Annotated in this window: 3 protein-coding genes; all 3 read left to right on the plus strand. The window is 38.1% G+C overall.

What is annotated here, in order from left to right; genetic code table 11:
* The first annotated feature begins 85 nt into the window (after window positions 1-85).
* Window positions 86-3109 carry a SusC/RagA family TonB-linked outer membrane protein gene (locus tag AC1DPQ_RS14610; protein WP_477609941.1) on the plus strand — a complete coding sequence of 1008 codons (3024 nt, stop codon included), beginning with the start codon at window positions 86-88 and terminating at the stop codon, window positions 3107-3109.
* A gap of 11 nt (window positions 3110-3120) precedes the next feature.
* Entirely contained in the window at window positions 3121-4761 is a 1641-nt protein-coding gene (locus AC1DPQ_RS14615; protein ID WP_477609943.1) for a RagB/SusD family nutrient uptake outer membrane protein, read from the plus strand.
* 273 nt (window positions 4762-5034) lie between these two features.
* On the plus strand, window positions 5035-6221 hold a 1187-nt coding region (locus AC1DPQ_RS14620), incomplete at its 3' end, for a DUF5127 domain-containing protein (protein WP_477609945.1).

Below are 6221 nucleotides of genomic sequence, written 5' to 3' on the forward strand. Positions count from 1 at the left end.
CACTTAGCCTGTCTGGCCATCGCTTTCGCAGATAAATAATACCAGAAACAAAAACTAATCATTTATAATTAAAACAAAACCGTTAATGAAAATTAATTTACTCAAAATTACGGGACTGTCTGCTGCCATTGTGCTGCTAAATAGTCCGGCGTTTTCAATGAATTTGGAGTGGGAAGGTACCCGGAGGTTCTTGAATGATAACAAGCTCTATGGGCGGGTTCAGGCGCAAAAAAATGTTACCGGAACAGTGGTAGATGATAGTGGCCTGCCAGTTCCAGGTGCCAGTATCAAAAATCAAGCTACCGGTAGAACAACCCTTACCGATGCTAATGGAAAATTTGCTATCGAGGCCGATGCCGGGCAGGTGCTTCGTTTTACTTACGTTGGTTACGATACACAGGATATAACTGTTGGCCAATCGTCAGTTATCAATGTAAAATTTGCGGTATCAAAAAATACAAACCTACAGGAAGTAACTGTTGTTGCTGTTGGGTACGGCACCCAATTGCAAAAGGAGGTAACTTCAGCAGTTGCGCACGTTGGTGCTGAAGATTTCAGACAAAGTGGTTCAAGAAATGCATTAGACCTTATCCAAGGTAAGGTTGCTGGTTTAAACATCACACGTAGTGGTTCAAATCCAAACTCTGGTGTTAGTGTTCAGCTTCGTGGTGTAGTTACAGTAACGGGAAGCTCAAGTCCGTTATTTGTAATCGATGGAATTCCTGGCGGTAATCCAGATTTATTGCAACAAGATGATATCGAATCAATCGACGTTTTAAAGGATGGTTCTGCAGCTGCAATTTACGGTTCTAGTGCCAATGCAGGGGTAATTTTAATTACCACTAAAAAAGGTAAAGCCGGCCCTCCTCAATTCAACTATTCTGGTTACGCCAGAAAAGAATATTATAATCAATGGTTAGATTTCTTGTCGCCGGCAGATTATAAAGCGAAAATTGCCACAGGCGAGATTAAACAACAAAATTTTGGAAGTGAAACTGATTTTGTTGACCAGTTAATCAATCATGATAACCTGACTCAAAACCACAACTTAAACTTTAGTGGTGGCACTGATAAAACGAGCTATAGAGCAAGTATTAACTATCGCGATTTACAAGGTATTGCAAAAGAAAATAGTCGCGAAGAATATACTTTAAGGTTTAACATTAACCAAACAGGTTTAGACAACAGATTAAAAATTCAGGCGAACCTGGTAACTAACTTTAACAAAGCCAACTTACTTGGTGGCGGCGGCTGGGAAAGTGAGCAAACCAAAAACCCTACTTTATCCAACTACAATCCAGACGGAACTTATCGTTTCGATTTAACCAGTACCAACGAGTTTGCCCGTTTGGCTCAAGAAACTTCTTACCGTAAACAACAAACCAGTTCTGCAGATATTAAAGCTGATTTAGACATTGTAAAAGGTTTAAAAGGTTCAATTTTTGGTTCTGTAACCCGCGATAACCGTAACGATGGGCAATACCGCCTTAAAGCAAGCGAAAACTCATTGGAAAATACAGATTTTCCAGGTGGTGGTTATGCTTATAAAGGTGATTATTTATCGCAGGCATGGGCTGTAGAGCCAACTTTGCAGTATAATACAACAATTGCATCGAAACACAATTTAACTGCTTTGGTAGGATATAGTTATCGTTATTTCATGGAGGAGAGCTCAAGTGCATCTAACCGTGGGTTTATAAACGACTTATTCCACGAGGATAACTTAGGCCAAGGTGCCGCTCTGGGTGTTGGTAAAGCTTCGATGAGCAGTGGTAAAAATGATAACACGTTAATCGCTTTCTTTGGTAGGATTAACTATAACTACGATGGTAAATATTTATTGACTGCTACTTTAAGAAGAGAGGGCTCATCTCGTTTCGGTGATAACAATAAATGGGGCAACTTCCCTGCAGTTTCAGGAGCCTGGAACATTACTCAGGAAGATTTCATGAAAAATATCACCTGGGTTAACAATTTAAAATTAAGGGTTGGTTATGGAGAGACAGGTAACAGTGGTTTTGCAAACAATGCATCAAGGGTAACTCTTGGTGGCGGTGGTAGATATTTATATCCGGACGGACAATATCTTGAAACTTATGGACCTAATAGAAATCCAAATCCAAACCTTAAATGGGAGACTAAAAAAGAAAGTAACATCGGTTTAGAGTTTAGCTTATTAAAAAGTAAACTATCCGGTACATTAGACCTATTTAAACGTACCACTAAAGATTTATTGGATACCTATACTTCTCCTCAACCTCCATTTGTTCAAAGCTCAATTTACACTAACGTAGGTACAATCTCTTCAAAAGGTATTGAGCTTGCATTAAGTTATGCTGCATTTAATACCAAAGATTTTAGCTGGGATATTGATGCAACAGCGAGCACACTAAAAAACACTTTGGATTCTTATTCAAATGATGAGTATAAAATTTTATACAAAACGTTTGGTGGAATTGGTGGTGCTGGTGCCTTAGGAGATGCTATTGTAACTTATGAAGGAGGTGCTTTAGGTGAATTCTGGGGCAAAAAATTCGCTGGTTTTACTGCTGATGGTAAATGGTTGTTCTACAACAGAAACGGCCAGGCTGTACCAAACGCACAGATCAATAACTCCAGAGATAAAAACGTAACAGATTTACAAATGATCGGGAATGCGATTCCTAAGTATTACGCATCAATGGCACATAATTTCAGATACAAGCAATTTGATTTACGTGTTTTCTTAAGAGGTAAGTTCGATTATGATATCTTAAACAGAAATGCACTTTCTTATGCAAATAAAACATGGTCTGGTAACTTATTGTCAAGTACTTTCGATAAATACAGCCAAATCAATGATACCTATATGTATTCTGACTACTATTTGGAAAAAGGAAGTTACGTTAAATTAGATGAAGTAACCATTGGTTATAATTTCAAATTAAAAACCAAATTAATTAGAAACATGCGTGTTTATGCAACTGGACAAAACTTAGCTACCATTACTGGTTACACAGGTAGCGATCCAGATTTCATTGCAGATACTGGTACTGGGCCAGGTGTAGATAACAGTGGTGCTTATCCAAGTACCCGTACTTTCTTGTTTGGATTAAATGTTGGATTTTAAAGATTAAAAAAATGAAAAATAAATCAATCATATGTAGTTTGCTCATAGGTACTTTGTTGCTTACAAATGCCTGCACCAAGTTAGATGAAAATGCTTATGATCAGCTATTGACAGATAACTTCTATAATAATAAAGCTGAGGTTTTATCGGCGGTTTTAAGGCCCTATACGCACGCAAACGCATGGGTTACCCCATCTGGTCAGGATGGCTGGTGGCGCTTAGCTGAACTTTCAGGAGATCAGTTAGCATGGCCAACAAAAGGACGTCATGGCGAAGATGGCGGTAAATGGAAAAGACTACATTACCATACCTGGACGACAGATGAAAGCGGAATTAACAACGCATGGTCTTTAATGTTTTGGGGCATGGGTTTATGTAATGACCCTATTGAGAATATCGAAAAACGTGATATTTCGCAAATGGGGATTACGCTAGTTGAAAAAGAAGCCTTTATTGCAGAATTGAAGCTATTAAGAGCATTTCATTATTTAAAATTAATGGACTTGTTCGGTAATATTCCTGTGGTTACACAAGTAGGTACTCCCGCAAAACCAGAAACAAAATCCCGTAAAGACGTATTCAATTTTATTGAATCAGAAATTAAAACAAACATTGATAAAGCGCCTAAATTATCGCGTGGTATGCTCGGCCGTATGAGCCAGGCAGGAGCTTATGCCATGTTGGTCGAACTTTATTTAAATGCTGAGGTTTGGACCGGTACACCACGCTGGGATGATTGTATTGCTGCTGCAAATAAACTGATAGCTGGAGATGGAGGTGCCCAAAATGGCACAATGGGATTAGATCCAAATATTACCGATCAGTTTAAAACCACAAACGACCTGTCTAAAGAAGTTATTTTCTCTATTGCTTATAATTATTCAATAGCTAACTTTCAACCATCTTGGCCGGGAGAGTTCTATCACTTTAAGCAACAACAGATTTATGGTGGTGGCAGAAACGGTAACGATGGTATTGTGTTAATCCCTGGCGTTTTTACTACCTACGAAGATGCTGACTTAAGAAAAAGAGGATGGCTTTTAGAAGGACCAATGTTTCAATTTGCTGCTCCAGCTGAACCAGTTCTGGCATCAGAAGAGTATAATGGATCGCAATTGACTTTTGTAGATAACATCCGTAAAAATAAAACGGGTTCTACAGTAAGTAATATGAGCGAAGGCGAAGAGAACTCAGGTGTCCGTTTTAACAAATATAAATTGGGTAACCAATTTGCGGGCCCTGGTGGTGTTCCGTCAATTGATCCGAATTACAACAATGGCGATTGGAATATCTATCGTTTAACGATGATTTATTTTGCTAAAGCAGAAGCGATTATGCGTAAAAATGGGGGCGTAGCTACAGCAGAAGCTGTTCAATTAATTAACGATTGTAAAAAACGTGCATTTAGTGAGGCAGATTTTGCCACCCGTGCCTACACTACAACAAGTTTAACTTTAGATGAGCTTTTGGCTGAAAGAGGCAGAGAATTTATTTTCGAAGGAATGAGGAGAGATGATTTAATCCGTTTTGGTAAATTTGCAACCGGTAGTTGGTGGGATCACACTGCATCTACCGCAACTAAAGCACTTTATCCAATTCCGCAAAGACAAAGAGATCTGAACGGAAATCTAACTCAAAATCCAGGCTACTAATTCGTAACCAAAAAAAGGTGTCCAAAATTGGGCACCTTTTTTGGTTATTTTTTGACCAAATCTTTGTAACCTATATGTTACGGATTTAAAGGGTAAAAGATGTACATTTTTTTACTAATATTGAATTAGTAAAACGTTTTACTTTAATCGACTACCAAGCACCAATAATCCATTTAATCTAGCGGTCATTTTTTCGTTTTTCTGTGATCAGAATTAGAAAGTTGAGCGATAAAATTAGGTAAAACGATTTATTAATGAACCAAATATTAATTTATGAGAAAACTTTCCTTAGTAGCACTTTGTCTTTTTTTTAATTTAATTACAAAAGCACAAGATAAAGCACCCGCTTATCCCTTAATTACACATGATGCATATTTCAGTATTTGGTCTTTCGGCGATGGGCTTAACCAATCGGTAACTAAACATTGGACAGGCAAGGAGCAATCTTTACTGGGCATTATAAAAGTAGATGGTAAATTTTACCGGTTTTTGGGTGAGGAAAGCAAAACCTTTAAAGAAATACTCCCTGCTGCCGATGCATTAAAATACCAGGCCAGCTACAGTTTCGACAAACCTGAAGCAGGTTGGGAAAATAACAGTTATAACGATAATAGCTGGAAAAAAGCCGAAGCCCCTTTTGGAGACGATAATTCTGCCAAAACAAAATGGAATAGCGATGATCTTTATTTTAGAAGGACCTTCGATGTAGACAATGTATCGGCYGCAAAAAAATACCTGAAACTCAATCACGATGATAATGTAATTGTTTATTTAAATGGGAAAGTAATTTATAAAAAGAATGGATGGGTTTCTGATTATATTTATGTGCCAATTGAAGTTGGGATTTTAAAAACAGGAAAAAATGTATTGGCCATACATTGTAAAAATACAGCCGGTGGCAGGCATTTAGATGCCGGGCTTGTAGAAGAAGCTGCAGACAATGTAAAAATTACTCCCGCCACTCAAACCAATGTATCCATTCAGGCTACCACTACCAAATATACTTTTAGCTGTGGCCATGTAGAACTACAGGTAGCTTTTACCTCTCCATTATTACTCAATGATATTAAATTAACCGCCAGGCCAATCAGTTATATCAATTACACCGTAAAATCTACTGATGCCAAGCCGCATAGTGTTGATATTTTCTTTGGCGCATCATCAAACCTGGCTGTAAATACACCAAACCAAAGTGTATCGGCGTGGAAGCGTTCGAAAAACAATCTCTCCATCTTAAAAACAGGGACTGTAGAACAGCCAGTATTAAAGAAACGGGGCGATGATCTGCGTATCGATTGGGGCTATTTATATGTGGCCGTTCCCGCTAAGTTTAATGCCACTCAGTTTATAGCTACACAGAACGAAAGCTTAAAAAGTTTCGTCGATTCCAAATATCCAACACAAACACAGGTTTTAAATTCGAAAAACCTGAACCTAAGCAGTATTATTCCTTTCGGTTC

The sequence above is a fragment of the Pedobacter sp. 01T416_2 genome (genome assembly GCF_056398925.1).